The following is a 25631-nucleotide window of genomic DNA, read 5'->3' on the forward strand; positions in this document are numbered from 1 at the left end:
GGCCGGGTAATCGACACCGCCGTACCCGCCCCGGTCGAACTCAACACCCCACCATCAAGCAGCACCGAGTACGTCACCGTCATCGACCCGGTCTTGATTCCGTAATCGACGAACGCGGTGTACGTGCCCGAGACGGGGAGTGGGACCAGGTCGTAGTCCGTATTGCCGCCGGAGAGATAGGCGTCGTTGACGAACGTCGTGCCGTCGGGGCGCAACACCGTCAGGTAATAGGCGCTCGTGAACGTCGAGCCGGAGAAGCCGAAACTGACCCGCTGGCCGGTAGCCCCGTCGAACCGGAACCCCGCGTTCTGCCCCGGCCGCGTAATCGACACTGCCGTGCCCGCCGCGGTCGGGCTCAACACCCCACCGTCAAATTCCCGAGAGAGCGTCACTATCACCGCGCCGGTCCTCGGCGCACCAGGATCAATGATCACCTGATGCGTGCCGGCCACCGTGAGCGGTGCGAGGTCAATGTGGCTGTCCGAGGAAAACGTCTGATCGACCGCGACCGTGCCGTCCGGGCGATAGACGGACACGCTGAACGATCCGCCGTACGTCGAACCGGTGAAGGCCAGGCTGGTCCGCTGCCCCACCGTTCCGTCGAAGGTGAGCCGCGCGTTCTGGCCCGGCCGGTTCGTGGTTGCCGTCACCCCGGCCGCGGTCGGGTCCAGGGTGCCCGCCTGCACGTCGGCCGCGAGGGTGACGGTCAGCGAACCGGTGGACGTGCCGCCGGGGGTGATCAGGACGTCGTAGCTGCCGGTCTCCGGTAGCCGGGGCAGGTCAATTTCGCTGGCCGAGGTGCTGAAGCTGTACGACCCCAGGCGTGCCCCACCCGGCTGCGTAACTGTCACCGTGCCGGAGGTGCCGTAGGTGCTTCCGGTGAGGGCGAGGCTACGCAGGTCACCCGCGGTAGCGTCGAGCCGCAGCCGGGCGGTCTGCCCGGCCAGGGTGGTGGTGACCACCGTGCCGGCGCCGGTGAGGCTCAGCACGCCGAAGTCCACCGGACCGGCGAGCGTGACGGTGAAGGACCGGGTGATCAACGCCGGCGAGTGGATGACCACGACGTAGTCACCGGTCGCCGGCAGGGCACCGGTGGCCAGCACTCCGTTGCCGCTGGTGAACGAGGCCGAGCCGACCGACACGGCACCATCCGGTCGGTACACGGTGACCTGGTTGGCGCCGGTGCCGGTGCTGCCGGTGACGCCGACCGAGTAGGGCCGCCCAGCGATGCCCTTGAATGTGAACCGGACCCGCTGGCCGGCCTGGCTGATCGTGGCCGACGTGCCAGCGCTCTCGCTCAACGCGCCGCCGTCCACGTCCGCCACCACCCGCGCGTTGATCGCGCCGGTACGCGAACCGGGATCCACCACCACCTGGTACGTACCGGTGTCCGGCAGCGTCGGCAGGGAGAAGCTGGTGTCACCGTTGGGCCGATAGGCGGCCGTGTACTGGTTGTCGCTCAGCTCGGTATTGGTGGCGGTGAACAGGCGCACGTCGATCGCGCCACCGAAGGTGTTCCCGGTGAAGACCAGGCTGATCCGCTGCCCCTTGGTGCCGTCGAAACGCAGCAGGGCGACCTTCCCCGAGGTGCCGACGGTGGCAGCCTGCGCCGGGCCGTTGATGGTCAGGTCGGTCGTGCTCACGATTTTGCCGAGGGCGAACGGGCCGGGTGCCGTCGCGAACCGGGCGGCACTGGTGGCCACCCCACCGGGGGTACGCACCGCGATCCGTCCCGAACTGGTGCCGGGTACGACCGCGGTCAGGCTGGTCGCCGTCGCGGCGGTGACCCGGGCCCGGATCCCATTGAACTCCACCACATCGCGGGCCTTGTCTGGGTCGAAACCGGTGCCGGAAATGGTCACCGTGTCCCCTGGCACGCCGCTGGTCGGGCTGAACCCGGTAATCGCCGGGACAGGGAGCGATTCCACAGTGAAGGGTCGGGGTAAGGAAGCGGAGGTGCCAGCGACGGTCACCTGGACCGTGCCGGTGGTCGCTCCCGCCGGCACGGTGGCCGTGAGCCGGGTTGGTCCGGCCGCCGTGACGGTGGCGGCGACACCGTTGAAGGTGACCGTGTTACTGGCGGTCGTGGCGGCGAAGCCGGTGCCGGTGATCGTCACCTCGGCGCCGGCCGCGCCGCGGCTCGGGCTCACCCCCAGGACGGTGACCTGCGCCGCCGAGTGCCTGGTGACGCCAGTCAGATTGCCGGTCTTGTCGTAGGAGTACCGGGCGCCGGCACCGGCGGTGTCATTGACGCCAGTCAGCCGGCCGCCGTCGTCGTACGAGTAACGAATGGGTTCCGGGCCGGCGGCCTTGGCGGGCGCGGGCGGCACGGTCAGGCCGGTGATCGCGAGCACGAGCACCAGCGGGAAAATGACTATGGCACGACGAGACAGGCGGCACCCACGGCCCACGACGAATCCCCCGTAATTCGTTCGGTCGCGGAGCAGCCAGCCCCGCACTCGTAAACATAGAGGGGTGTCAGTTGCTGTCGCCGTCGTCCGTTCGGCTGATTCCGTTGACAGTGGATCCTGTGACGACGCATCGGGCGTCCGGTACGTCGTGGATATCCGGGGTGAGACGAACGACCATCAGCGTTGGAGTTGACCGCACACCGACGATAGGGGTGTCCGTGATCGGCAGGCCGCCGCAGTAACTGAGCTGGGTGCTCACCCAGAACAGCTGATCCGCGAACCGCTCTGCGGACCCTCAGCGATCGTCATTGGAACTGCGGCCGACCCATCGCGGCGAGAACGAGCCTCCACCATCGCCACCACCAAAGCAGCACCAGGATGACGCCCAGCACCACGAGCAGCCACCGCTCACTTCGTCAACCTGCACCCAATCTGCTCCCAGTTGCACCAGGACCTCCCCGCGGCTCGCACCGTCAAGGGAATCCGCGCCCGTTCTCCGCTCGGCGCTCTCACATGCCGAAGTGGAGGAACTGGTCGCAAAGAACGTCGCGGCCCTGGTAAAGCTCCCCCGATCCGCAACCGCAGGGGCAAGTCATGGAGCAGTGAGGAGGCTCGGGCGTTCCTGGAAGCCAGCCGCGACGACGACGATTACCTCTACGCCGCCACGTCCTGGTCCTGGTGGTGCTCGGTCTACGCAAGGGAGAAGTCCTCGGCCTCACCTGGGACCACATCAACTGGGACGGCGGGCAGAAGCCGTGCACCACCCACGGCGAAAAGTTCTGCGAGGACAACCACCACATCAGCCTCGTCATCGACAAGCAGCTCCAGCGGGTACGCGGCCAACTGCTGCACCGAGCCACCAAGACCGAAGAGTCCGACGCTCCCCTACCGCTCCCGGCTATCTGCGTCGCCGCACTGCGGCACCGCTACCAACAACAGCAGGCCGCACGAGAGAAAGCGGGCGATGCCTGGCACGACACCGGCATGATCTTCGCGACCCGCTACGGGCTGCCGATCGAACCCCGCAACTTCAACCGCTCCTACGACAGCCGCATCGCGCGCGCCGGCATCCAAAAGATCACCGTTCACGACGCCCGACGCACCTGCGGTTCGTTGCTGGTCGACCTGGACGTGCACCCCCGGGTCGCGATGGCGATCCTGCGGCACGCGGACTTCTCGATCACGATGGAGATCTACAGCCAGGTCTCATCGAAGACCACTCGCGAAGCCCTGCGGAGACTCGGCGCGAGCCTCGATCAATGAGCCGTTGCTGTACTTCGCTGCTGTACAAGATCAGAAATGGCCATCCGGAAGAATCCGAATGGCCTCTGACCTGCGTCGGGACGGCCGGATTCGAACCGACGACCCCTTGACCCCCAGTCAAGTGCGCTACCAAGCTGCGCTACGTCCCGCCCCCGCGCGGTTTTCCCCGCGGCAGCCGGTACAGCTTAGCGCAGCTACCCCGGGTCCTCCGCACAGGCCCCACCCGGGTTGCGAGGTGACCGAACCACCGCACAACCCCTACAGCGTCCTAGGAGGGTGGGGTGAAAGGAATGCCGGATGGGCGAGCACGCCCATCCGGCATTTTCAGAGAACGGAACAGGTCAGCCGTGCGCCTTGCCTCGGCCGCCGGGGCCGAGCTTCTTGCGCGGGCGGACCGAGATCTCGATGGGGCTGCCCTCGTACCCGAATTCCTCACGGAGCTTGCGCTCGACGAAGCGCTGGTATCCCGCGTCGAGCGGGCCCGTGGTGAACAGCACGAACCGCGGCGGTGCCACGCCAGCCTGCGTCGCGAACAGGATCCGTGGCGCGCGGCCGCCGCGCACCGGGTGCGGGGTGGCCTGCACCAGCGCGGTCAACCACTGGTTGAGCTGCGCGGTCGGCACCCGGGTTTCCCAGCTGGCCAGGGCCTTGTTCAGGGCGGGGGCCAGCTTGTCCACCGCGCGGCCGGTCATCGCGGACAGGTTCAGGCGGATCGCCCAGGGGATGCGGCGCAGTTCCCGGTCGATCTCCTTGTCCAGGTAGTACCGGCGGTCGGCGTCGACCAGGTCCCACTTGTTGAACGCGATGACCATCGCCCGACCGGCTTCGGTCACCATCGACAGGATCCGCTGATCCTGCTCGCTGATCGGCTCGCTGGAGTCGAGCAACACCACGGCCACCTCGGCGGCCTCGATCGCGCCGGCGGTGCGCAGGCTGGCGTAGTACTCGGTGCCGCTGGCCTTACCGACCCGCTTGCGCAGCCCGGCCGTGTCGACCAGTTGCCAGGTCTGACCGCCGATCTCGACCAGGCTGTCCACCGGGTCCACAGTGGTGCCCGCCACCGAGTCGACGACCGCCCGATCCTCGCCGGAAAACCGGTTGAGCAGGCTGGACTTGCCCACGTTCGGCCGACCGACCAGCGCCACCCGGCGCGGACCGCGCGGCCGGTTCTCGACGATCGCCGGGGCTTCCGGCAACGCGGCGAGGATGGCGTCGAGCAGGTCGCCGGAGCCGCGCCCGTGCAGCGCGGAGATCGGGAACGGCTCACCGAGGCCGAGCGACCACAGCGAGGTCGCCTCCATCTCGATGGCGGTGTTGTCGGCCTTGTTGGCCACCAGGATCACCGGCTTGGCGCTGCGCCGCAGCATCTTCACCGCGGCCTCGTCCACGTCGGTGGAGCCCACCATCGCGTCGACCACGAAGATGACCACGTCGGCGGTGACGACCGCCGTCTCGGCCTGCGCCGCGATGGCCGCGGCGCGGTCCTTCGCGTCCGGCTCCCAGCCACCGGTGTCCACCACGGTGAACGCCCGGCCGTTCCACTGCGCGTCGTACGGCACCCGGTCGCGGGTCACGCCAGGGACGTCCTCGACCACCGCCTGCCGGCGGCCGATGATCCGGTTGACAAGTGTCGACTTGCCCACGTTGGGGCGGCCGACCACGGCCACCACCGGCTGCGGGCCGCTCGGTTCCTCGACGGCGACGTCGGGCTCACGCAGCTCGACCCATCCAGCACCCTCGCTCACGCCGCTCCTCCGCTGCGCGCCGGACCGACCTGAGACCCGATCGCGCTGAGCCCGACGATTCGCTCGCTACCCTCGCTCACGCCACGCCCCGCTCGGTGAGCAACTCGCGCAACCGCGCCACGACCTCGTCGATGCCCAGCTCGGTGGTGTCCAGCACCACCGCGTCGGGTGCCTGCGCCAGCGGATTGACCTTGCGGGTCGAGTCGAGCTGATCCCGTCGGGCCAGGTCGGCCGCGGTGGCCGCCAGGTCAGCGGCGTCCTCGGCGCTACGCCGGGCGGCACGGGCCGCCTCGGAGGCGGTCAGGAAGACCTTCAGGTCCGCGTCCGGCGCGACGACCGAGCCGATGTCCCGACCCTCGGCGACAATGCGGCCAACGTTGGCGATCATCTCGCGCTGCCGGGTGACGAGCAGCTCACGGACAGCCGGCACGGCGGCGACGGCCGAAACCGCGCCGGTCACCTCCGGGCCGCGGATGTCCGCGTCCACGCCCACGCCGTCGACGGTCACGGCGTACCCCTGCGGGTGGGTGCCGATGTGCAGCTTGACGTCGCCGGCGACCTTGGCCACCGACGCGGCGTCGGCGAGGTCAACGCCGGAACGCAGCACGGCCAACGTGATCGCCCGGTACATCGCTCCGGTGTCCAGGTAGCGCGCACCGATCGCGACGGCGAGCCGCCGCGACACGGTGGACTTACCCGAACCGGACGGCCCGTCCACAGCGACCACACATCGCCTGGCCCGTACGTTTTCCTCCACCGTGTCCTCCTCAGCCCGTACCTCACGGATCGCCCGGTGATCTGGCGCCGCGAGCGGTTGGTCAATCGTCATCAATCATGCCCGCGGTCCGTGGCGGACCCGCGCGCGACGCCCCCGGAGGCGACCCACGCCACCCCGGCGGCCGCGTCCCGGCCGTTGTGGAGCCTACCGGCAGCCGTACCCCGAACTCCGGGGTCAGTCACCCACCGCGGTGAACAGGGCGGCGACCTCGGCGTTCGTCAACCGCCGGATCCGTCCGGTCCGCAGGTCACCGAGCCGGATCGGCCCGATCGAGGTACGCACCAGCCGGGTGACCGGGTGGCCGACCTCCTCCATCAGCCGCCGGACGATGTGCTTGCGCCCCTCGTGCAGGCTCAGCTCCACCTGGGCGGATTTACCCAGCGTGTCCACCACCCTGAACGAGTCGACCTTGACCGGCCCGTCCTCCAGCTCGACGCCGGCCAGCAACCGCTTGCTCAGGTTGCGCGGGATCGGCCCGACCACCTCCGCGAGGTAGGTCTTCAGCACCTGGTACGAGGGGTGCATGAGCTTGTGCGCGAGCGTGCCGTCGTTGGTGAGCAGCAGCAGGCCCTCGCTGTCCGCGTCGAGCCGGCCGACGTGGTAGACCCGCTGCTCCAGCCGGGCGCCAATGAAGTCAGACAGCTCGTTGCGTCCCTTCTCGTCCGCCATGGTGGTGACCACCCCACGCGGCTTGTTCATCGCCACGTAGACCAGGCGGACGTCGACCTGGAGGCGCTCGCCGTCCACGTGGATCACGGCGATGGCCGGGTCGACCTTGTCGCCGAGCTTGGCGACCCGCCCGTCCACGGTGACCCGGCGGCGGAAGATCAGGTCCTCGCAGGCACGCCGGGAACCCACGCCGGCGGCGGCGAGCACCTTCTGCAGGCGCTCAGCCCCCTCGAAGACAGGGGCGTCGGGTTTGGGGGAACGGTTATCGGGTCGCATCAGCAAGCTCTTCTACGTCGTCGGGCAGGAAAGGTGCGAGGGGCGGCAGCTCGGCAACGGTGTTCAACCCGAGCTTCTCCAGGAACAACGTGGTGGTCCGGTAGAGGAACGCCCCGCTGTCCGTTTCGGTGCCACACTCCTCGACGAGGCCGCGGGTGACCAGCGTACGGATGACCCCGTCGACGTTCACACCGCGGATGGCTGAGATTCGCGAACGGGTCACCGGCTGCTTGTAGGCGACCACGGCGAGCGTCTCCAACGCCGCCTGGGTCAGCCGTACGGACTGCCCGTCCAACACGAACCGCTCAACGTACGTAGCGTATTCCGGCCGGGTGTACAGCCGCCACCCGCCGGCCGCCCGGCGCAGCTCGAACCCGTACCCGGCGGCGGTGTAACCGACGGCGATCTCGTCGAGCATCGGCCCGACCCGTTCGGCGGGCTGCTCCAGCACCTGCGCCAGGACCAGCTCACTGACCGGCTCGTCGACCACCAGCAGGATGGCTTCCAGGGCGCCGCGCAGCTCACTGTCGGACATGTCGGACGCAGGCTCCGGCGCGACGGTCACCCGCCGCCGCCCCGCCAACTGCCGCCGGGGTACGTCCCCAGCGCCCCCCGACTCCGCTGCCGCCGAGCCCTGCCCCACCTGCGCCGAGCCCTCCCCCGCCGCCGACCCCGACGCGTTCGCGCCCGGCTCGTCGGAGATCCTGGAAGGTTCCGGCCCCTGGAGGGGCACTTTCTCTCCAAGATCTTCGTGGTTTGATGGCGAAGCCGCGACGAACTCGTCTGGCTGCTCGGTCGACTCGTCTGGCGGGGCTTCGGGGTTGTCGGGGGTGTCGTCGGCGGCGGGCGGGCGCGGGCGGTCCCACGGGGGGACCCAGGCGGCGGCCTGGTCGGCCAGTGAGTCCCGGCGTTGCTCGTCACTCATCCCGCGCACCCTCCGTCATTCTCGTCCCGTCCGGCCCGCCGGCCTCCCCCGCCAACTCAGGCTCAGCCCTTACCGGCGCAGGCCCAGCCCCCGCCGACGCAGGCCCGGTCCCGTGCGGCTCGGCTCCGGCCGGTTCAGGCCCAAACCCCACCGGCTCAGGCCCCACCGGCTCAGGGGCGGCGCCCGGCGGGCCGGGGTCGGCCGGGGTGCCGGCGTACTCGTCGACGTGCAACTCGGTGTCGCCGTCGACCGGGCCGGTCCAGCGCACGGTCAACTCCTCCAGGGCCTGTTCCTGCACGAAGGCCACCAGCCCCTCCCGGTACAGCTCCAGCAGCGCCAGGAATCGCGCCACCACCTCCAGGGTGGCCTCGCAGTCCGCGCAGAGCAGGGAGAACGTGGCCGTGCCGGCCCGCCGCAGCCGGGCGGCGAGGATCGCCGCGTGTTCCCGGACACTGACCCGGACCATGTGCACGTGGGCGATGGACACCTCCGGCACCGGTTTCGGGGTCATCGCCTTCACGGCCAGCTTCAGCAGCCGCTGCGGGCCGATGCCGAGGACCAGGTCGGGCAGCGCGTCGGCGTAGCGGGCCTCCAGGCTGACCGCCCGCGGGTACCGGCGGCCACCGACGGCCTCCAACTCGGCGATGTACGCCGCTGCCTCCTTGTACGCCTTGTACTGCAGCAGCCGGGCGAAGAGCAGGTCCCGGGCCTCCAGCAGGGCGAGGTCGGCTTCGTCCTCCACCTCGGCGGAGGGCAGCAGCCGGGCCGCCTTCAGGTCGAGCAGCGTCGCGGCGATCAGCAGGAACTCGCTGGCCTCGTCCAGGTCCCAGTCGTCGCCCATGGCCCGGATGTAGGCGATGAACTCGTCGGTGACCGTGTGCAGGGCCACCTCGGTGACGTCGAGTTTGTGTTTGCCGATCAGTTGCAGCAGCAGGTCGAACGGGCCGGTGAAGTTGGCCAGCCGCACCGTGAAGCCGGTGGCCGCCGCAGCGGGCGGGTCGGCAGCCGGTTCGGCGAGCGGCACACCGTCGACCTCGCCCGGAGCAGCGGTGTCGGGTGCGTCGAGGGGTGGCGCGGTCACCGCACGACCGTAGTCCACGTGGCGGGCACCGGGCGGTCCGGCTACCGCTCCGACTGGGCGGCGATCACCTCGCGGGCCAACTGACGGTAGTTGCGTGCCCCGGAGGAGGCCGGGTCCATCGTCGTGATGGGGGCACCGGCCACGGTGGACTCGGGGAACTTCACCGTCTTGGTGATGACCGTCTGGTAGACCTTGTCGCCGAACGCCTCCACCACCCGCTGCAACACCTGGCGGCAGTGCGTGGTGCGGCTGTCGTACATGGTGGCGAGGATGCCCTCGAGCTCCAGGTCGAAGTTGAGCCGCTCGCGCACCTTGTCGATGGTGTCCAGCAGCAGCGCCACCCCGCGCAGGCTGAAGAACTCGCACTCGAGGGGGATGAGCACCCCGTGCGCGACGGTCAGCGCGTTGATCGCCAGCAGGCCGAGCGACGGCTGGCAGTCGATCAGGATGTAGTCGTACTCCTTGCGGACCGTGCGCAGCACCCGCGCCAGGGCCATCTCCCGGGCCACCTCGTTGACGAGCTGGATCTCGGCGGCGGAGAGGTCGATGTTGGCCGGCAGCAGGTGCAGCCCCGCGACGTCGGTCTTGATGACCACGTCCTCGGCGATGATGTCGTCCTGCATGAGCAGGTTGTAGATGGACAGGTCGAGGTTGTGCGGGTTGACACCCAACCCCACCGAGAGCGCCCCCTGCGGGTCGAAGTCGACGAGCAGCACCTTGCGGCCGTACTCGGCGAGGGCCGCGCCCAGGTTGATGGTGGTGGTGGTCTTACCCACGCCACCCTTCTGGTTGGCCATCGCGATGATGCGCGCCGGCCCGTGCCGGTCGGTGGGCATCGGCTCCGGGATGGGCTTGCGCATCGTGTAGGCAGCCGGATCCGCTGGACCGAGGTCAGCACCGAGCGTGGCCTGCTGCTCGCGGAGCTCCGTCGTCCACGTCTCGGCACGGTCACCGTTGCCAGCCATGTGCTCGTTGCCCCCTCCCGACGACCCCACCCGGCGTCGGAGCCGTCCGACGTCCTTCGCGGCGCCGCTGCGCACCCCGGTCGTGTCGCTCCAGGAGGTCCGCGCCGATGCCGACTGTACGCCACCGACCAGCAGGGGGTTGGGCACCGGCCCGGCGTGTCGGCGCCGACCGCGACCGGGGTCAGTCCCGGGCGCGCGGATGGGCGGTGGCGTACACCTCGCGCAGCCGCTCCACGGTGACGAGTGTGTAGACCTGTGTGGTGGTCACCGACGCGTGGCCGAGCAACTCCTGGACCACCCGGACGTCGGCGCCGCCGTCGAGCAGGTGGGTGGCGTACGAGTGGCGCAGGGTGTGCGGGGAGACGGCGGCAGGTCCGTCGACCGGCAGCCCGGCCCGGCCGGCGGCGGCGCGCAGGATGCCCCAGGCGCCCTGGCGGGTCAGCGCGCCGCCGCGGGCGTTGAGGAAGACCATCGGGGTGCCCCGACCGGTGGCGGCCAGGCCGGGACGGGACCGGACCAGGTAGGCGCGCACGGCGTCGACGGCGTACCCGCCGATCGGCACCAGCCGCACCCGGCCGCCCTTGCCGCGCAGCAGCACGGTGCCCTCGTCGGTGTCGAGGTCGTCCACGGCGGCGCCGACCGCTTCGGAGATCCGCGCGCCGGTGCCGTACAGGAACTCCAGCAGCGCCCGGTCGCGCAGCGCCAGGGGGGCGTCGTCGCCGGCGGCGGTGATCGGGCCGGCGGTCTCCAGCAGCCGGACCACGTCGTCGACTCCGAGCGCCCGGGGCAGCCGGCGCGGTGGGGTGGGCGGGCGCACGTCGCGGCTGGGGTCGGCGCCGGTCAGCCCCTCGCGCAGCGCGAAACGGTGCAGGCCGCGGACCGCGCTGGCCGCGCGGGCCGCGGAGGAGACCGCCAGCGGCGGGTGCGCGTCGTCGCCCGCGCGCAGCCGGGCCAGGTGCGTCTCGACGAGACCGGCGCCGACCGACGCGAGGTCGGTGACGCCGGCATCGACCAGGGTCGTCAGATAGCGGTCCAGATCCCGGCGGTACGAGGCGAGCGTGTTCGCCGAAAGTCCACGTTCGACGGTGAGGTGGTCGAGGTAGCCGCGCACGGCACGGCGCAGGGCCGGCGTGGGCTGGGCGCCCACACCGGCGCTGGCTACGCCGTCGGTCAGTGCTCTGCCCCTCGGCTCGCTACCGCTCGGCCGCCACCGTTCAGGCCAGCGCGTCGGTCAGTGGGAGCACGTCCATGCCGTGCGCCTCGGCGACCGGGCCGTAGGTGACCTGACCGGCGTGGGTGTTCAGGCCCAGCGCCAGCGCCGGATCGCGGCGCAGCGCCTCCTGCCAGCCGTGGTTGGCCAACTCGAGGGCGTACGGCAGGGTGACGTTGGTCAGTGCGTAGGTGCTGGTGTTCGGCACCGCGCCGGGCATGTTCGCGACGCAGTAGAAGATCGACTCGTGCACCTTGTAGACCGGGTCGGCGTGGGTCGTGGGGCGCGAGTCCTCGAAGCAGCCGCCCTGGTCGATGGCGATGTCGACGAGCACGCTGCCCGGCTTCATCCGGGAGACCAGCTCGTTGGAGACCAGCGTCGGCGCCTTCGTGCCGGGGACCAGCACCGCGCCGATGACCAGGTCGGCGTCGAGCACGGCCCGCTCGACCTCGTAGGCGTTGGACGCGATGGTCTGCAGGTGGCCCCGGTAGATGGCGTCTGCCGCGCGCAGCCTGGCGACGTTCTTGTCCAGCAGCAGCACCTCGGACTGCAGGCCCAGGGCGATCGCGGCGGCGTTCATACCGGACACGCCGGCGCCGATGACGACGGTCTTGGCCGCGTACACGCCGGAGACACCACCGGGCAGCACACCGCGCCCACCGCCGGTGCGCATCATGTAGAAGGCGCCCATCTGCGGGGCGAGCCGGCCGGCGACCTCGGACATCGGGGCGAGCAGCGGCAGCGACCGGTCCGGCAGCTCGACCGTCTCGTACGCGATGCCGGTCACCCTGCGGTCGATCAGCGCGTCGGTGCACTCCTTGGAGGCGGCCAGGTGCAGGTAGGTGAAGAGCACCTGCCCCTCGCGCATCCGGTGGTACTCCTCGGCGATCGGCTCCTTGACCTTGAGCACCAGCTCGGCGGTCTCCCACACCTCGTCGGCGGTGGCGAGGATCGTCGCGCCGGCGGCGGTGAACTCCTCGTCGGTGATGCTGGAGCCGACCCCCGCACCGGCCTCGACGAAGACCTGGTGACCACTGCGGGTGAACTCGTTGACGCCCGCTGGCGTGATCGCCACGCGGTACTCGTGGTTCTTGACCTCGCGTGGGATTCCGACCTTCACGATGCAGACACCTCTCTTCGGGGCTGCTCTCCCCCGACTGCTCGGTGCCGCGGTGGCCCCTTTGCCACCCCGGTCCACCGGTCCCGCCGGCGGCAGTCTAGGCGCGCCCGGTGCCGCCGTGAGCCAGCACAGTGGCATCCGGTGCCCGGGTGTCCTGACGGAGTGTCAGGGCAGGCGGGCGGATTCGCCGGTGCGCGGTCGCCTCCACCGCCGGGACGGGGTTCGACCATTATCGCCCCATCTGCCGCATGCCGCTGAGGACAGCCGGCAAGGGGTCCCGCGGTTGACCGCGGGACCCCTTCGCGCGTACGCCCCGCCGGGTGGACCGGCGGCGTCGCTCAGCGGGGCAGCGGCGCGTCCGCCCGGCGCAGCGCCGCCCAGCCGGTGTCCCGGGCGCGGGCGGCGGCCAGCAGCCCGGCCACCGCGGACGCGTTGGTGATCTCGCCGGCCAGGACCATGGCCACCGCCTCGTCCAGATCGATCCGGACGACCTGGAGGTCGGCCTCCTCGTCGCGGCGCTCGTGCCGCTCGTCGGCCGGCACCTCGGCGAGATCACGGGCCAGGAAGACCCGCACCAGCTCGTTGGTGAACCCGGGTGAGCTGTGCAGGTCGACGAGCACGTCGACCTGCCCGGCGGTGAGGTCGGCCTCCTCGGCCAGCTCCCGCAGCGCGGCCACCGGCAACTCCTCGCCGGAGACATCCATCAGACCGGCCGGCAACTCCCACAGGTGCCGCCCGACCGGGTGCCGGTACTGCCGGATCAGCACCACCTGGCCGGCGTCGTCGAGCGCCACCACGGCCACCGCCCCGACGTGCCGGACGAAATCGCGTACCCCCGTCCCGCCGCCGGGCATGGTCACCTCCTCGGTGACCACGTCGAAGATCCGCCCCCGGTACCGCTCCTCGCGGGCACGCACCTCGTAGCGGTGCTCGACCCCGCTCACGCCGTCGCCCCGCCCCTGCGCCTGCTGGTTCGCTGGCTCACGAGGACGAGCCCGCCTTCGTCGCGGCGCCGTTGCGGGCGGCCTTGCGCGTCGTCGGGGCCTCCGCCGCCGCGTCCAGGTCGACCGGCAGTTGGTCGGCCTGCGAGTACGTCACCGCGGCCTTGACGAACGAGGCGAACAACGGGTGCGGTCGGGTGGGACGGCTCTTCAGCTCCGGGTGCGCCTGGGTGGCCACGAAGAACGGGTGCAGGCTGCGGTCCAGCTCGATGAACTCGACGAGCCGACCGTCCGGCGAGGTGCCGGAGATGTGCAGGCCCGCCTTGGTCAGCGCGTCCCGGTAGGCGTTGTTCACCTCGTAGCGGTGCCGGTGCCGCTCGCTGATCTCGGTGCTGCCGTACGCCTCGGCGACGATCGACCCCTCGGTCAACGTCGCCGGGTACGCCCCGAGCCGCATGGTGCCGCCCAGGTCACCCTTGCCGGCGACGATGTCCTCCTGGTCGGCCATGGTGGCGATGACCGGGTGCGCGGCCTGCTCGTCGAACTCCAGCGAGTTGGCGCCGTCCAGGTCGGCCAGGTGCCGGGCCACCTCGATGGTCATGCACTGCAGGCCCAGGCAGAGGCCGAGCAGCGGGATGTTGGCCTCGCGGGCGTACCGGGCGGTGCCGATCTTGCCCTCGATGCCGCGGACGCCGAAGCCGCCGGGGATGAGGATGCCGTCCACGCCGGCCAACGCCGCGGCGGCGCCGGCCGGGGTGACGCACTCGTCGCTGGGCACCCAGCGCAGCTGCACCCGGGCCCGGTGACCGAACCCGGCCGCGCGGATCGCCTCGCTGACCGACAGGTACGCGTCGGGCAGGTCGACGTACTTGCCGACCACCGCGACGGTGACCGTGTGCCGGGGGCGGTGCACCCGCTCCAGCAGGTCGTCCCAGCTGGCCCAGTCCACGTCGCGGAAGGAGAGGCCGAGCCGGCGCACCACGTACGCGTCGAGCCCCTCGCGGTGCAGCACCTTCGGGATGTCGTAGATGCTCGGGGCGTCCGGGGCGGCGACGACCGCCTCGGTGTCCACGTCGCAGTAGAGCGACAGCTTCTCCTTGAGCTTCACCGGGATCTCCCGGTCGCAGCGCAGCACGATCGCGTCCGGCTGGATGCCGATGTTGCGCAGCTGCGCCACCGAGTGCTGGGTCGGCTTGGTCTTCAGCTCACCCGACGGCGCCAGGTACGGCACCAGCGAGACGTGCAGGTAGAAGCAGTTGTCCCGACCCAGGTCGTGGCGAACCTGACGGATCGCCTCCAGAAACGGCAGCGACTCGATGTCGCCGACCGTGCCGCCGACCTCGGTGATCACCACGTCGGGAAGCTGGCCGTCCTCGTCCGGGTCGGCCATCGCCAGGATCCGCGACTTGATCTCGTTGGTGATGTGCGGGATGACCTGAACGGTGTCGCCCAGGTATTCCCCGCGCCGCTCCTTGGCGATCACGTCGGAGTAGATCTGGCCGGTGGTGACGTTCGCCTTGCCGGACAACGCCCGGTCCAGGAAGCGCTCGTAGTGCCCGACGTCGAGGTCGGTCTCCGCGCCGTCCTCGGTGACGAAGACCTCACCGTGCTGGAACGGGTTCATCGTCCCGGGGTCGACGTTCAGGTAGGGGTCGAGCTTCTGCATCACCACCCGCAACCCGCGCGCGGTCAGCAGGTTGCCGAGGCTGGAGGCGGTGAGGCCCTTACCCAGCGAGGAGGCGACGCCCCCGGTGACGAAAATGTGCCTGGTCGTCCGTGCTGATGGGGCCAAGGCCTGCTCCCGTGTCGTCTGTCGCGGTCATGCAGACCGCCGTGCTTGATCAGCAAAAGTGATCACGCGATCCACGGGATTCGACGGTAACACCTCCCGGGCGGGTACCCGCAGGCCGCACCCCGGCTGCGACACCACCGGGTCGTCCGGGCGCTCAGGGCGCGGCAACCTCCGTCGCTGGCCGGCTGACCTGTCGGGGCGGTACGGGCACCGTCGAGGCGGCCTCCGGAGCCGTCCCACCCCGGGTCGGCCCCAACGGCTCGTCCGAGTCGACCGAGGCGTCCTCGGCGTCGGCCGAGGGCTCGTCGGCGTCGGCCGCAGGGCCGTCCCGTGTCGGCGGCGGCGCGACCGCCTGCGGTGCGCCCGCGGGCGGTCCGCTGATCGGACGGGGGTGGACCGCGCCCAGCGGCCCCCCACCCCGGGTCGGGCCGTCGTCCCCACCGACCGGACCGACCCCGCCGGAACCCGGGTCGTCGGCGCCGTCCGCGCGGGAGCGACCCGGCAGCGGGCGGGTCCGGTCGGCGGCATGGCCGAGGACCCGCAACGACGCCAGGGCGGCCATCGGCACCACCAGCGCGGCGGCAGCGCCCAGCACGTCGAGTGCCGCGCCGTCGAGCACACCACCGAGCACGGCGGCGACCACGGTGCCGGCCATCGCGGCCCGCACCGCCGGGTAGATGCCGAACAACCGCATCAGCCCACCCCACGGCTGCAACAGGGCGAACCACACCAGCAACCCACCCACCAACGCCAGCACGGTCAGCGGGCTGTTGACCAACGTCTCGAAATTCTCCGTGCTGGACCGGTGCACGGCGAACCCGCCGGTGCCGTCGAAGAGCGCGGAGAGGAACCGGCCCAGGCTGCCCCGCTCGGCCGCCGAACGCCGCAGGTCCACCACGGCGAACCCGATGCCGACCGCCAGGGCGGCCATGGCGGCCCAGGCCAGCCGGCTGACCGTCAACCAGCCGCCGGCGCTGATCACGGCGGCGACGCTCACCCCGGCGGTGAGCGCGATCGCGCCGACCGGGTCGGCACCCAGGAACGGGCTGCCCACCACCACCACGGCGAGGCCACCCACGGCCACCATCACCGCAGGCCGCCAACTGCGGTGCAGTCGCTGGGCGAACCAGCCCCCGGCGAGCAACGCCCCGGCGAGGAAGACGCCCAGCCCCACGGTGCTCAGCCCGGCGTAGCGGCCACCCTGCAACGCGGAGTAGCCGACCACGCCGTTGAGCTGGAGGCTGGCGCCGGTGAGCACGTCCAGCCCGACGACGAGTGTGGTGAGGCCGGCCACCGCGCCGAGGGGGCCGAGGGTGGCCGCGTACCCGGGGACGAACCGGACCGCCGCGGTGCCGGCGGCCACCAGCAGCCCGGTGATCCCGGCGAACAGCCAGCCGGGGTGCCCGCCCCGCCACCACGGCACCGCGTCGGCCAGCAGCGCCGCCGGCACCGTCAACGCCACGGCGACCAGCAGCAGCTCCGCCACCGCCACGATCCGCCCGGAGACGGCGGTCGGGCCGGTCGGCCCGGCGTGCGGGCGGGCACGGCGCAGCAGCGGCAGGATCGCCAGCGCCAGCAGCACCTGCACACCGGCGAGCAGCGTGAAGAACCGGCTGGAGACGGCGCGCTGGGCGGCCGCCTCCCGATCGGCGTCCGCCGGGGCGCTTATCGCGTCGGCGAGGTCGGCCGGACGACCGCCGGTGCTGACCGCCGGCCGGCCGAGGAAGAGACGCTCCGGCATCGGTCGGCCCAGCGCGGCCAGGGCGGTCGGCGCGAGGTCGACAAGTTGCAGGTAACCGTCGCGGCCGGTGCTGGCCGAGGTGAGCCACCCCCGTTCCCAGCCGGGACCGTCGGCGACCGCCACGTGCAGCCGCGACGGCTGGGCGGTGTCGGAGATCCCCGCGACCAGCACCAACGACCGCGGTGGCCGTGCGGCCAGCACCCGGGCCAACTGGGCGTCCGCCGCTCGGGCCTGCCCGGCGCGCGACGCCGGGTCGGTCCCCTCGACCGTGCCGAGGTCGACGATGCTCAGCACGCACGAGCCGAGCAGCACCTGCGGATCGGCCGGCAGCGCCGAGGCGTACCTGTCGACGCGGCCGAACGGTCGGGCGGCCGCCACGGCCGCACCCGGGCCCACGGCGACGGAGCAGCGGACCGACTCCGACAGCGAGCCGGGCATGGCACCCCAGGACAGGCGCTGCTGGTTGTACTGCACCACGCTCTCCTGGTCGGGCAGGTTCGCGCCGATGCCGTCGGGTTGTTCCACGGCCACCCCGACCGGCGGGCAGCCGTCGGGCGGCCGGCTGCCGTTCCACCCGGCGAAGCTGCCCGCGCCCAGGGTCAGCCAGCCGTCCACCGGGCAGGTGGGTCGGTGCGCGGAACGCACCGACAGCGAGCCGATCGACCCCTCCTGGGCCATCCGCCACAGCGTCGGGGTGCTCTGCGGATCGACGTCCTCCCAGCGCAGCCCGGCGATCCCGGCGAGCACCACGAAGTCGGCGGTGCGTTGCGGGATGCTGCGTGGTGGGCGGGCGGCCAGCGCGGTGACGCCGAGCGCCACCACGAGCACGGTCAACAGGGCGGGGGCGATTCGGCGCAGCATCACCGGTGTCCCGTTCTCGGGGCGTCAGAGTCGGGGGTGGCCGCCGGAGGAGTGGGTTGCCCGGTCAGCTCGGCGTAGAGGGCGGCCAGCGTGGCGACGGTGTCCGTCTCGGTTGGCCACGTCGCCGCCCGTTGCGCGCCCCGCCGGCCCAACTCGGCCCGCGCGGCCGGGTCGTCCAGCAGCGCACGCACCGCCGCGTCGACCGCGTCCACGTCGCCGGGGGGAACCAGCGTGGCGGCGTCGCCGACCAGCTCCGGCAGGCCGCCGACCGCGGTGGCGACAAGGGGTACCCCGGCGCGCAGCGCCTCCTGGGCGAACAGCTGCCGGGCCTCCCAGTCGCTTGTCACCACCGCGAGGTCGGCGCCGGCGAGCAGGTCGGCCACGTCGGTGCGGTGCCCCAGCAGGGTCACCGGCGCGCGGGCCGCGGAGGTCCGCGCGGCCAGCGGCAGATACGCCGGCCCACTGCCCGCGATCACCACGACCGGCGGTGGGGTACGCGTCCGCCAGCGGGCAGCCGCGTCGATCAGCACGTCGTAGCGCTTCTGCGGGTGCAGCCGGCCCACCGAGACGATCAACGGCTGGTCCGGCCGTACGCCGAACTCGGCCCGTACCGCCGCCGGGCGTCGGCGCGGCGCGGGAAGCGTCGGCGCGGCGACCGGGGCGAGTCGGGCATCGGTGGCGCCCAGCGCGGCGGCCCGGCGCACCAGATCCGTCGAGGCGCCCAACGCCACCCGTGCGCTGCGGGCCACCACTCGTTCCGCGAGGCGGGACATCCCACCCCGCAGTCCGCCGGAGAGCACCGCGTTGTGCCAGGTCACGATCAGCGGGGCGGCGGGACGGGCCAGCACGGCGACCAGCCCGGCCCGCAGTCCGTGCGCGTGGACCGCGTCGACACCGGCGGCGGCGAGCACCCGCCGCAGGGCCAGCACCGCACGGGCGTCGGCCGGAGTCGGGCTGGCCGGGATCTCCACCGGCTCGAACCGCGCACCCACAGCGGTGAAGTCGAACTGCTCCTGGGTGGCGGCCGGCCCGCAGACCAGGACGGTCGCGCCGCCGGCGACGAGACCACGGGCCACCGAACGGACGTGCTGTCCGACCCCGCCGGTGCTGGACGCGAGCACCAACGCGACGCTGCCCGACCATCCGGGGGGCTGAGGTGGCTCAGTCATCGCGCTGCCGTCTCCTTCCCGTCGCCCCGCTGCGGGGAGACCGGCGTCGGCCCACCGCCCCGTGGCCCCCGCCGACCCAGACGCCGCAGCACCCCGGCGAGCAGCGGCTGCACGTCTCGCCGGTCGACGAACCAGACCACAGCGAGGAACACCGCCCCGACCAGAACCCCGGACAGCATGCCCTGACCGAGTGCCGCCGCCGTCGTCGGGGTGCCGCCGCCCGGTGTGTCGAGCCAGCGGGTGAGGCCCAGCCCGGCGAGCGCGGCGAGCACACCAGCGAGGCCACCGGCCGCCCCGGCACGGGCCGCGCCGGCCAGCGCCGGACGGCCGGCGCTGCGCGCCACAGCCAGGAGCAGCAGCGCCCCGAGGACCAGCATCCCCACCGAGTTCGCGGACGTCACCGCGAGCACCCGGTCGCGCAGCGGCAGCAACGCCGTCAACGGCAGCGCCACGGCCGGGACCACCAGCCAGCCGAGGGTGATCGCCACCGTCGCCGACCGGGTGTCGCCGCGCGCGTACAGCGCTCGGGAGAGCACCGCGAACAAGCCGTAGCCGAGCAGACCCGGCGCGAACCCGCTGATGGCCGCAGCGGTGGACACCGGATTACCCGGGTAGAAGAGGGCGGCGATCGGCTGCGCGGTACCGATCAACGCCGCGACGCCGAGGCAGCTGAAGAGCAGCACGCCCCGCACCGCGCCGGAGAGGGTCCGTCGATAGCCGTCCTCGTCACCGGCGGCGCTGGCGGTGGCCAGCGTGGGATAGGACGCCACCGCCAACGGCACGGCGAGGACCGCCCACGGCAGCAGGTAGATCGCCTGGGCCAGGTTGAACACCTGTGGGGAGCCGGTTGGGCCCCCGGAAACCCGGTTCAGGACCACCAGGAGCGCGATCTGCTGTGCGGCCACCGTCACCGCGCCGGCCGTGGCGAGTCCGCCGATCCGCGCCCGTGCGTCGGCGGTGAAGGCGTACCCGAACCGGGGCCGTAGCCGCAACCGCCGCAGCGGGATCAGCAGCGAGAGCGACAGCACGACCACGCCGAGGGTGGTGCCGCCGGAGAGGAGCAGTTCGCCGCTGCGGCCGACCTGGGCCACGGACACGCCCCGCCCTTGAGCGGTGCCGAAGGCCACGTAGACGACGACCACGGTGAGGCTGGACAGCAGCGGAGCGATGACGGGCCAGGCGAAGCGTCGGTGTGCCTGGAGTACGCCGGTGAGCACGATGCCGATCCCGTAGAGCGGCAACTGCGGGGCGAAGACGCGCAACATCCGCGCACCAGCGGCGAGTTCCGACGCCGACCGCCCCTCACTGATCAGCGAGATGATCGGGTCGGCGAACAGGACGACGAGCGCAGCGAGGGGAACCAGCAGGCTCACCGTCCAGGTGAGCAGGGCGCCGGTGGTCGCCGCCACCGTCCGCCGGTCGTCCGCCGCGACCGCCCCGGCCAGCAGTGGCACGACCAGGCTGGCCAACGCCCCGCCAGCGACGATCTCGAAGACGATGTTCGGCACCGTGTTCGCGATGACGTACATGCCGCCGAGGTCGCTCTGCTCGACCACCCAGGTGAACACGGCGGTGCGGCCGAAGCCGGCGAGCCGGCTGGCCACGGTGAGGACGGCGATGAGCGCGGCTGCCCCGGCCAACCGGCCGGCGCCGGCGAGGGGTGCCGGTCTGGTCACGTCAGTCGGCGCGCCGGCCCAGAGCGTCGAGCTCCCGCAGCCCCGGGGTCCGCTGGATCACCGCGGTGAAGCTGACCTTCTCGCTGGTGGCGGTGAGACCGGCGAGCAGCGCGAGCAGACCGGCGCGGCCGAGCGGGCCGCTGCGGGCGGCGAGCGCGACGCCGAGCAGCGCCCCGAGCGCGTTCGCGCCGCTGTCGCCGAGCATCACGTCCTCGGCCAGGTCGTCGCGGAGCAGGCCGGCGGCGGCGCCGGCCGCACCGGCGGTGATCCCGCCGTGTGGGCCGCCGGTCAGCGGCGCGGCGAGCAGCAACCCGGACTTGAGGGCGCGACCCGGCCGCAGGTCGAGCAGGTTGAGCAGGTTGGCCGTGCCGGCGATCACGCCGGCGCCGAGCAGCACGTCGACGCTGCGGCGGAACGCGCCGTGACGCTGCCGGCGGGGGTGCGCGGCGACGCGGGGGTCGGCGGCGAGCAGCGCGGCGGCGCCCAGCCCGGCGGCACCCACTCCGGCGACCTTGACCAGGCCCGCGGTGATCCGTCCCGCGCGCAACGCGGCGAGGTGACCGGCGAAGCCCTTGGCCGCCTTCTGCTCCGGCCGCGCGCCGACCACGTCGTCGTACAGGCCGACGCCACCGGCACCGAGGCCGGCGACCAGGGCGGCCGCACCGGAGGCGCCGCTGGTGGCACCGAACGCGCCGGCGGCGCTCGCCCCGGCGGCGAGCGCCGGGCCGGCGGCCAGGGTCAGCGTGCGGCCGCGGAAGTTGGTGCGCTCCAGCGCCGGTCCGGCCGGGGAGGTGCGCACCTCGCGCAGCGCGTACCGGGCCGCCGCGGCACCGGCACCGGCGATCAGCAGCCGGCCCAGCGCGCTCACGCCGCCACCCCGCGGGGCCGCAGGCTCGCAGAAGCGTCGGTTGCGGACACGGGGGTACGTCGTTCGCTCACTGGGGCAGTCTAGGCAACAGGCCGGAGGCGGCGTTGTCGCCGACGCCGTACTGGCCGGCCTTCTTCTCGGTGAGCTGCTGCACCAGGGCGAGGCTGGTGACCAGTTGGCCCTGCACGGTGTTGGCGTTGTCGACGGTGGAGATGGTCTGGGAGAGCACCGGGTCACCGCGGACCACGGACACCAGGTTGCCACCGGCGGAGCCGTTGCCGGCCACCACGATCGAACCGGTCCGGTCGAACTGCTCGGCGATCTTGACGACCGACTCGTCCCGCTTGTCGGAGTCCTTGTCGACGTACGGCTGCCCGCTGACCACGACGACCGCCTCCGCCGAGCCGGTGACCTTGTTGTTGTCGGTGGTCAGGTAGCCGGCGTTGTTGTACGCGGCGAGCACCGCCCGCCGGTCGGCGTCGCTGACCGGCGCGACGCCCTGGGCCCGGTCCAGCAGGACGCTGGCCAGCAGCGCGCTGGAGGTCTCCACACCGTGCCCGTTGCCCGGCAGGCCGGTGGTCTGCGCGGTCGGGCGGGCCGCGGTGACGGCCAACTCCAACAGGTTGGAGTTGTTGTCCGGGTTGACGAGCTTGTCCTGCAGATCGACCCGGCCGGTGATGGTGGCCCCGGCGAGCTGGAGCTTCTTGAGCACACCCTCGGTGTGGTCGCGCCCGTTGGGCAGGCTGAGCACCACGACCCGGCGCCCGGTGAGGGTGCTGGGCAGGAAGACCTGGGAGATGTCCTCGGCGAACTCCTCTTCCAGCCCGAGCTGCTTCTCCATGCTGTTGACCTGCTGACGCAACTGCTGGTTGTCCTTGCGCAGCCCGGTGACCTGCTCCTTGAGCGAGTCGGCGACCGGGCCGTTGAGGGCGGCCGTGCCGACCACCAGGCCGATCGCCAGAGCCAGGAACACCGCGGTGAGGGACACCACGTGGTAGCGAAAGTTGATCACGCTTGCAGCCTCTTGATCGGTCGGGAACTAGAAGAGCCGGTACAGCTGGAACACGAAATTGTCCCACCACTCGGCGACCACGCCCAGGTACGCCTTCCCGACGGTCGAGACAGCCACCGCGGACGCCATCGCCGCGATCGCCGACAGCACCAGCAACAGCAGCGAGGAGCCGGAGATGCTCTGCCGGTAGAGCCGGCTCACACCCTTGGCGTCGACCAGCTTGCCACCAACCTTCAGCCGGGTCAGGAAGGTGGAGGCCATCCCACCGCGGCCCTTGTCGAGAAACTCGACGAGCGTGGCGTGGGTGCCGACCGCGACCAGCAGCGAGGCGCCCTTCTCGTCGGCGAGCAGCATGGCCAGGTCCTCGCTGGTCGCGGCGGCCGGGAAGGTGATCGCCGGGACGCCGAGACCGTTGACCCGGGGCAGACCGGGCGCCCGCCCGTCCGGGTACGCGTGCACGATCACCTCGGCGCCGCAGCGCAGCACGTCGTCGGTGACCGAATCCATGTCCCCAATGATCACGTCCGGGGTGTACCCGGCCTCGACCAGGGCGTCGGCCCCGCCGTCGACGCCGATGAGCACCGGCTTGAACTCCCGGATGTACGGGCGCAGCACGTCCAGGTCGGCCTTGTAGTCGTAGCCGCGCACCACGATGAGGCAGTGCCGCCCCTGCATCTGCGTCTCGATGTCCGGCACACCCACACCGTCGAGCAGCAGATCGCGTTCCTGACGGAGGTAGTCCATCGTGTTGGCGGCGAACGCCTCCAACTGCACCGACAGGCCCTCCCGGGCATCGGCCATCGCCTTGGCGACCGACTCGGTGTCCTGCAGGCTGCCGTGGGCCACCGGCTCGTCGCCGGCGAAGACCGTGTTGCCCTCGATGCGCACCTGATCGCCCTCGCGGATCTGCTCGAAGACGCCCTCCCCGAGGTCGTCGAGGAGCGGAATGCCGGCGGCGACGAGCACCTCCGGGCCGAGGTTCGGGTAGCGGCCGGAGACCGAGGGCTTGGCGTTGAGCACCGCGCCGACCCCGACCGCGACCAACGAATCGGCCGCCACCCGATCCAGGTCGACGTGGTCGATGATCGCGATGTCACCAGGGCGCAGTCGACCGACCAGGCGTTTGGTCCGGCGATCAAGGCGCGCGGTGCCGAGGACTCTGCCCGGTTCGGAGTTCCGATTCCGGCGCAACGTGGGTAGACGCATCGTGACCATCCTGGCATGTGAGGCAGGCTTTTCTGTCGCGACATGCCTGAGCAGGGCCGCCTACCCAGGGAAGCACACGACGGCACGAGCCGGTGTGCTTGCGCTCACAATACGCGGCGTCACAGCCGCCTTTCCTTGGCGGCCACGGCCAAGAGCTCCTCGGCGTGAGCGATACCCAGATCAGAATCGGGCAAACCCGCAAGCATCCGGGCCAACTCCCGGGCCCGCTCGGTGTCCTCCACGACCCGCACCCCGCTGGTCGTCACCGCGCCGCCGGTGTCCTTCGCCACCACCAGATGCCGGTCGGCGAACGCGGCCACCTGCGGCAGGTGTGTGACGACGAGCACCTGGTGGCTGCGGGCCAGCCGGGCCAGCCGGCGACCGATCTCCACCGCCGCCTGACCGCCGACGCCCGCGTCTACCTCGTCGAAGACCAACGTGGGCGGGCCACCCGAGCCGGCGAAGACCACCTCGATGGCGAGCATCACCCGGGACAGCTCACCGCCGGAGGCGCCCCGCTGCAACGGCAACGACGGTGCACCCGGGTGGGCCAGCAACCGCAGCTCCACCTCGTCACCGCCGTCCGGCGCGACAGCCACCTCCACGCCGTTGACCGACAGCGTCGGCTCGGCGCGGCCAGCCGGGCGGGGCAGCACCGCCACCTCGATCCGCGCGTGTGGCATGGCCAACCCGGCCAGCTCGACGGTGACCTGGTCGGCGAACCGGATCGCCGCCTCCTGCCGGGACGCCGACACCCGCCCGGCCAGGTCGGCCACCTCCACGGCGAGCCGCTGACCGTCGCGCTCCAACTCGTCGAGCAGGTCGTCGGACATGTCCAGGTCGGACAGTCGGGTGCGGGCCCGGTCGGCCCAGGCGATCACCCCGTCGACGTCGTCGGCGTACTTGCGGGTCAGCGCCCGCAGCGCCGCCCGCCGCTCGTAGACGTGCTGCAACCGGGCCGGGTCCGCGTCGAGCGTCGCCAGGTACGCCGACAGCTCCGCCGACACGTCGGTGACGAGCGTGGCCGCCTCCTCCAGGCGGGCCGCCAGCTCACCCAACGCCGGGTCGGTGCCCGACTGTGCCTCCAACGTCCGTCGGGCGGTGCCGAGCAGCACCGCCGCGTCGGGTGCCTCGTCGGCGGCCTCCGCGCCGCCCGCCACGCACTGCTGGGCGATCTGCGCGGCGGTCCGCAGCCCCTCGGCGTGCTCCAGCCGCTGCGCCTCGGTCTTCAGCTCGTCGTCCTCACCGGGCTGCGGATCGACCCGGGTGATCTCGTCGAGACCGAGCCGCAGCAGGTCGGCCTCCTGGTTGCGCTCGCGGGCGTTGCGCCGCCGGTCGGCCAGGTCGTCGACCACCCGCCGCCACCCGGTGTACGCCTCCCGCAGCGCGTCGAGCAGCTTCTCGTGCGCGGGGCCGGCGAAGCGGTCCAGTGCGGCGCGCTGCTCGGCGGGACGCAGCAGCCGCAGCTGGTCGGACTGGCCGTGCACGGCCACGGCCTGCTCGCCGACCTCACCGAGCATCGACACCGGCATGCTCCGGCCGCCGACGTGGGCGCGCGAGCGCCCCTCCACCGTGACCGTGCGGCTCAGCAGCACCGAGCCGTCCTCGTCGGGCTCGCCACCGGCCTCGGTGATCCGCGCGTGCACAGCGTCGGCGACCCGACCGCTCAGACGCAACCGCCCCTCGACCACCGCCCGGCCGGGTTGGGCGCGGACCCGCCCGGCGTCGGCCCGACCTCCGAAGAGCAGGCCGAGGCCGGTCACCACCATCGTCTTGCCCGCACCGGTCTCGCCGGTGATGACGTTCATGCCGCCGGTCAACGGCAGCGTGGTGTCCTCGATGACGCCCAGTCCGGTGATGCGCAGCTCTTCCAGCACAGCCACCGACAGTAGACGCGAGGCCCGACAGTTGACCAGCCGACG

18 protein-coding genes, 1 tRNA gene and 1 pseudogene are annotated in these 25631 nt (G+C 72.1%); 1 reads left to right on the forward strand and 19 read right to left on the reverse strand.

Annotation, left to right across the window (positions count from 1 at the left end; genetic code table 11):
* Positions 1–2360 (reverse strand): IPT/TIG domain-containing protein (locus ACFYPM_RS11615; protein ID WP_387194356.1); only part of this gene is annotated, 2360 nt, incomplete at its 3' end.
* 499 nt (positions 2361–2859) lie between these two features.
* On the opposite strand from ACFYPM_RS11615, the pseudogene ACFYPM_RS11620 reads away from it, so the two are divergent.
* Positions 2860–3674, forward strand: a pseudogene (locus tag ACFYPM_RS11620) (tyrosine-type recombinase/integrase); the annotation flags it as partial.
* A 75-nt stretch (positions 3675–3749) separates the two neighbouring features.
* Here the strand turns inward: ACFYPM_RS11620 and ACFYPM_RS11625 are convergent.
* The 18 genes from ACFYPM_RS11625 to recN all read right to left on the reverse strand — a co-directional run bounded on the left by ACFYPM_RS11625 (position 3750) and on the right by recN (position 25586).
* A tRNA-Pro gene (locus tag ACFYPM_RS11625) sits at positions 3750–3823 on the reverse strand.
* Positions 3824–4015: 192 nt separating this feature from the next.
* Positions 4016–5419, reverse strand: coding sequence for a ribosome biogenesis GTPase Der (gene der / locus ACFYPM_RS11630; protein WP_387194360.1), 1404 nt, complete (start codon positions 5417–5419; stop codon positions 4016–4018).
* Positions 5420–5495: 76 nt separating this feature from the next.
* Positions 5496–6176 carry a (d)CMP kinase gene (gene cmk / locus ACFYPM_RS11635; protein ID WP_387194363.1) on the reverse strand — a complete coding sequence of 227 codons (681 nt, stop codon included), beginning with the start codon at positions 6174–6176 and terminating at the stop codon, positions 5496–5498.
* A 195-nt stretch (positions 6177–6371) separates the two neighbouring features.
* Entirely contained in the window at positions 6372–7142 is a 771-nt protein-coding gene (locus ACFYPM_RS11640) for a pseudouridine synthase (RefSeq protein WP_387194366.1), read from the reverse strand.
* Entirely contained in the window at positions 7129–8067 is a 939-nt protein-coding gene (gene scpB, locus ACFYPM_RS11645) for an SMC-Scp complex subunit ScpB (RefSeq protein WP_387194369.1), read from the reverse strand. The genes ACFYPM_RS11640 and scpB overlap by 14 nt, the downstream gene beginning before the upstream one ends.
* Positions 8060–9148 carry a segregation and condensation protein A gene (locus ACFYPM_RS11650; protein WP_387194372.1) on the reverse strand — a complete coding sequence of 363 codons (1089 nt, stop codon included), beginning with the start codon at positions 9146–9148 and terminating at the stop codon, positions 8060–8062. The genes scpB and ACFYPM_RS11650 overlap by 8 nt, the downstream gene beginning before the upstream one ends.
* Before the next feature lie 41 nt (positions 9149–9189).
* Entirely contained in the window at positions 9190–10113 is a 924-nt protein-coding gene (locus ACFYPM_RS11655; protein WP_387194451.1) for a ParA family protein, read from the reverse strand.
* A 181-nt stretch (positions 10114–10294) separates the two neighbouring features.
* Positions 10295–11260: a site-specific tyrosine recombinase XerD gene (locus ACFYPM_RS11660; RefSeq protein ID WP_387194375.1), complete on the reverse strand. Its 966-nt coding sequence runs from the start codon at positions 11258–11260 to the stop codon at positions 10295–10297.
* Positions 11261–11327: 67 nt separating this feature from the next.
* A complete protein-coding gene (gene ald / locus ACFYPM_RS11665) occupies positions 11328–12443 on the reverse strand; it encodes an alanine dehydrogenase (RefSeq protein WP_387194378.1) in 1116 nt (371 codons plus the stop codon).
* Positions 12444–12781: 338 nt separating this feature from the next.
* A complete protein-coding gene (locus tag ACFYPM_RS11670; RefSeq protein WP_387194381.1) occupies positions 12782–13387 on the reverse strand; it encodes an NUDIX domain-containing protein in 606 nt (201 codons plus the stop codon).
* Positions 13388–13424: 37 nt separating this feature from the next.
* Positions 13425–15176, reverse strand: coding sequence for a CTP synthase (locus tag ACFYPM_RS11675; RefSeq protein ID WP_387194384.1), 1752 nt, complete (start codon positions 15174–15176; stop codon positions 13425–13427).
* Positions 15177–15330: 154 nt separating this feature from the next.
* On the reverse strand, positions 15331–17778 hold the full coding sequence (locus ACFYPM_RS11680; protein WP_387194387.1) for a hypothetical protein: 2448 nt from the start codon (positions 17776–17778) through the stop codon (positions 15331–15333).
* On the reverse strand, positions 17778–18947 hold the full coding sequence (locus ACFYPM_RS11685) for a glycosyltransferase family 4 protein (protein ID WP_387194390.1): 1170 nt from the start codon (positions 18945–18947) through the stop codon (positions 17778–17780). The genes ACFYPM_RS11680 and ACFYPM_RS11685 overlap by 1 nt, the downstream gene beginning before the upstream one ends.
* Positions 18944–20623 (reverse strand): murein biosynthesis integral membrane protein MurJ, encoded by a 1680-nt coding sequence (gene murJ, locus ACFYPM_RS11690; protein WP_387194393.1) that lies wholly within the window; start codon positions 20621–20623, stop codon positions 18944–18946. Before murJ ends, ACFYPM_RS11685 begins: the two co-directional genes overlap by 4 nt.
* Position 20624: 1 nt before the next feature.
* A complete protein-coding gene (locus ACFYPM_RS11695; RefSeq protein WP_387194396.1) occupies positions 20625–21491 on the reverse strand; it encodes a hypothetical protein in 867 nt (288 codons plus the stop codon).
* A 67-nt stretch (positions 21492–21558) separates the two neighbouring features.
* Entirely contained in the window at positions 21559–22503 is a 945-nt protein-coding gene (locus ACFYPM_RS11700; protein WP_387194399.1) for a copper transporter, read from the reverse strand.
* A gap of 27 nt (positions 22504–22530) precedes the next feature.
* The gene (gene steA / locus ACFYPM_RS11705; RefSeq protein ID WP_387194403.1) at positions 22531–23709 is read right to left on the reverse strand and encodes a putative cytokinetic ring protein SteA; all 1179 of its coding nucleotides are present in this window, start codon (positions 23707–23709) and stop codon (positions 22531–22533) included.
* A gap of 119 nt (positions 23710–23828) precedes the next feature.
* The gene (recN, locus tag ACFYPM_RS11710) at positions 23829–25586 is read right to left on the reverse strand and encodes a DNA repair protein RecN (RefSeq protein ID WP_387194454.1); all 1758 of its coding nucleotides are present in this window, start codon (positions 25584–25586) and stop codon (positions 23829–23831) included.
* Between the last annotated feature and the right edge of the window lie 45 nt (positions 25587–25631).

Origin of the sequence: Micromonospora sp. NPDC005203 (assembly GCF_042872705.1) — a bacterium.
Lineage (GTDB): Bacteria > Actinomycetota > Actinomycetes > Mycobacteriales > Micromonosporaceae > Micromonospora.

Coding starts and splice junctions, on each gene's coding strand:
- ACFYPM_RS11640 (WP_387194366.1), bottom strand. CDS start 7,142: ATGCGACCCGATAACCGTTCCCCCAAACCCGACGCCCCTGTCTTCGAG.
- scpB (WP_387194369.1), bottom strand. CDS start 8,067: ATGAGTGACGAGCAACGCCGGGACTCACTGGCCGACCAGGCCGCCGCC.
- ACFYPM_RS11655 (WP_387194451.1), bottom strand. CDS start 10,113: ATGGCTGGCAACGGTGACCGTGCCGAGACGTGGACGACGGAGCTCCGC.
- ACFYPM_RS11680 (WP_387194387.1), bottom strand. CDS start 17,778: ATGCTGCGCCGAATCGCCCCCGCCCTGTTGACCGTGCTCGTGGTGGCG.
- ACFYPM_RS11685 (WP_387194390.1), bottom strand. CDS start 18,947: ATGACTGAGCCACCTCAGCCCCCCGGATGGTCGGGCAGCGTCGCGTTG.
- steA (WP_387194403.1), bottom strand. CDS start 23,709: ATGCGTCTACCCACGTTGCGCCGGAATCGGAACTCCGAACCGGGCAGA.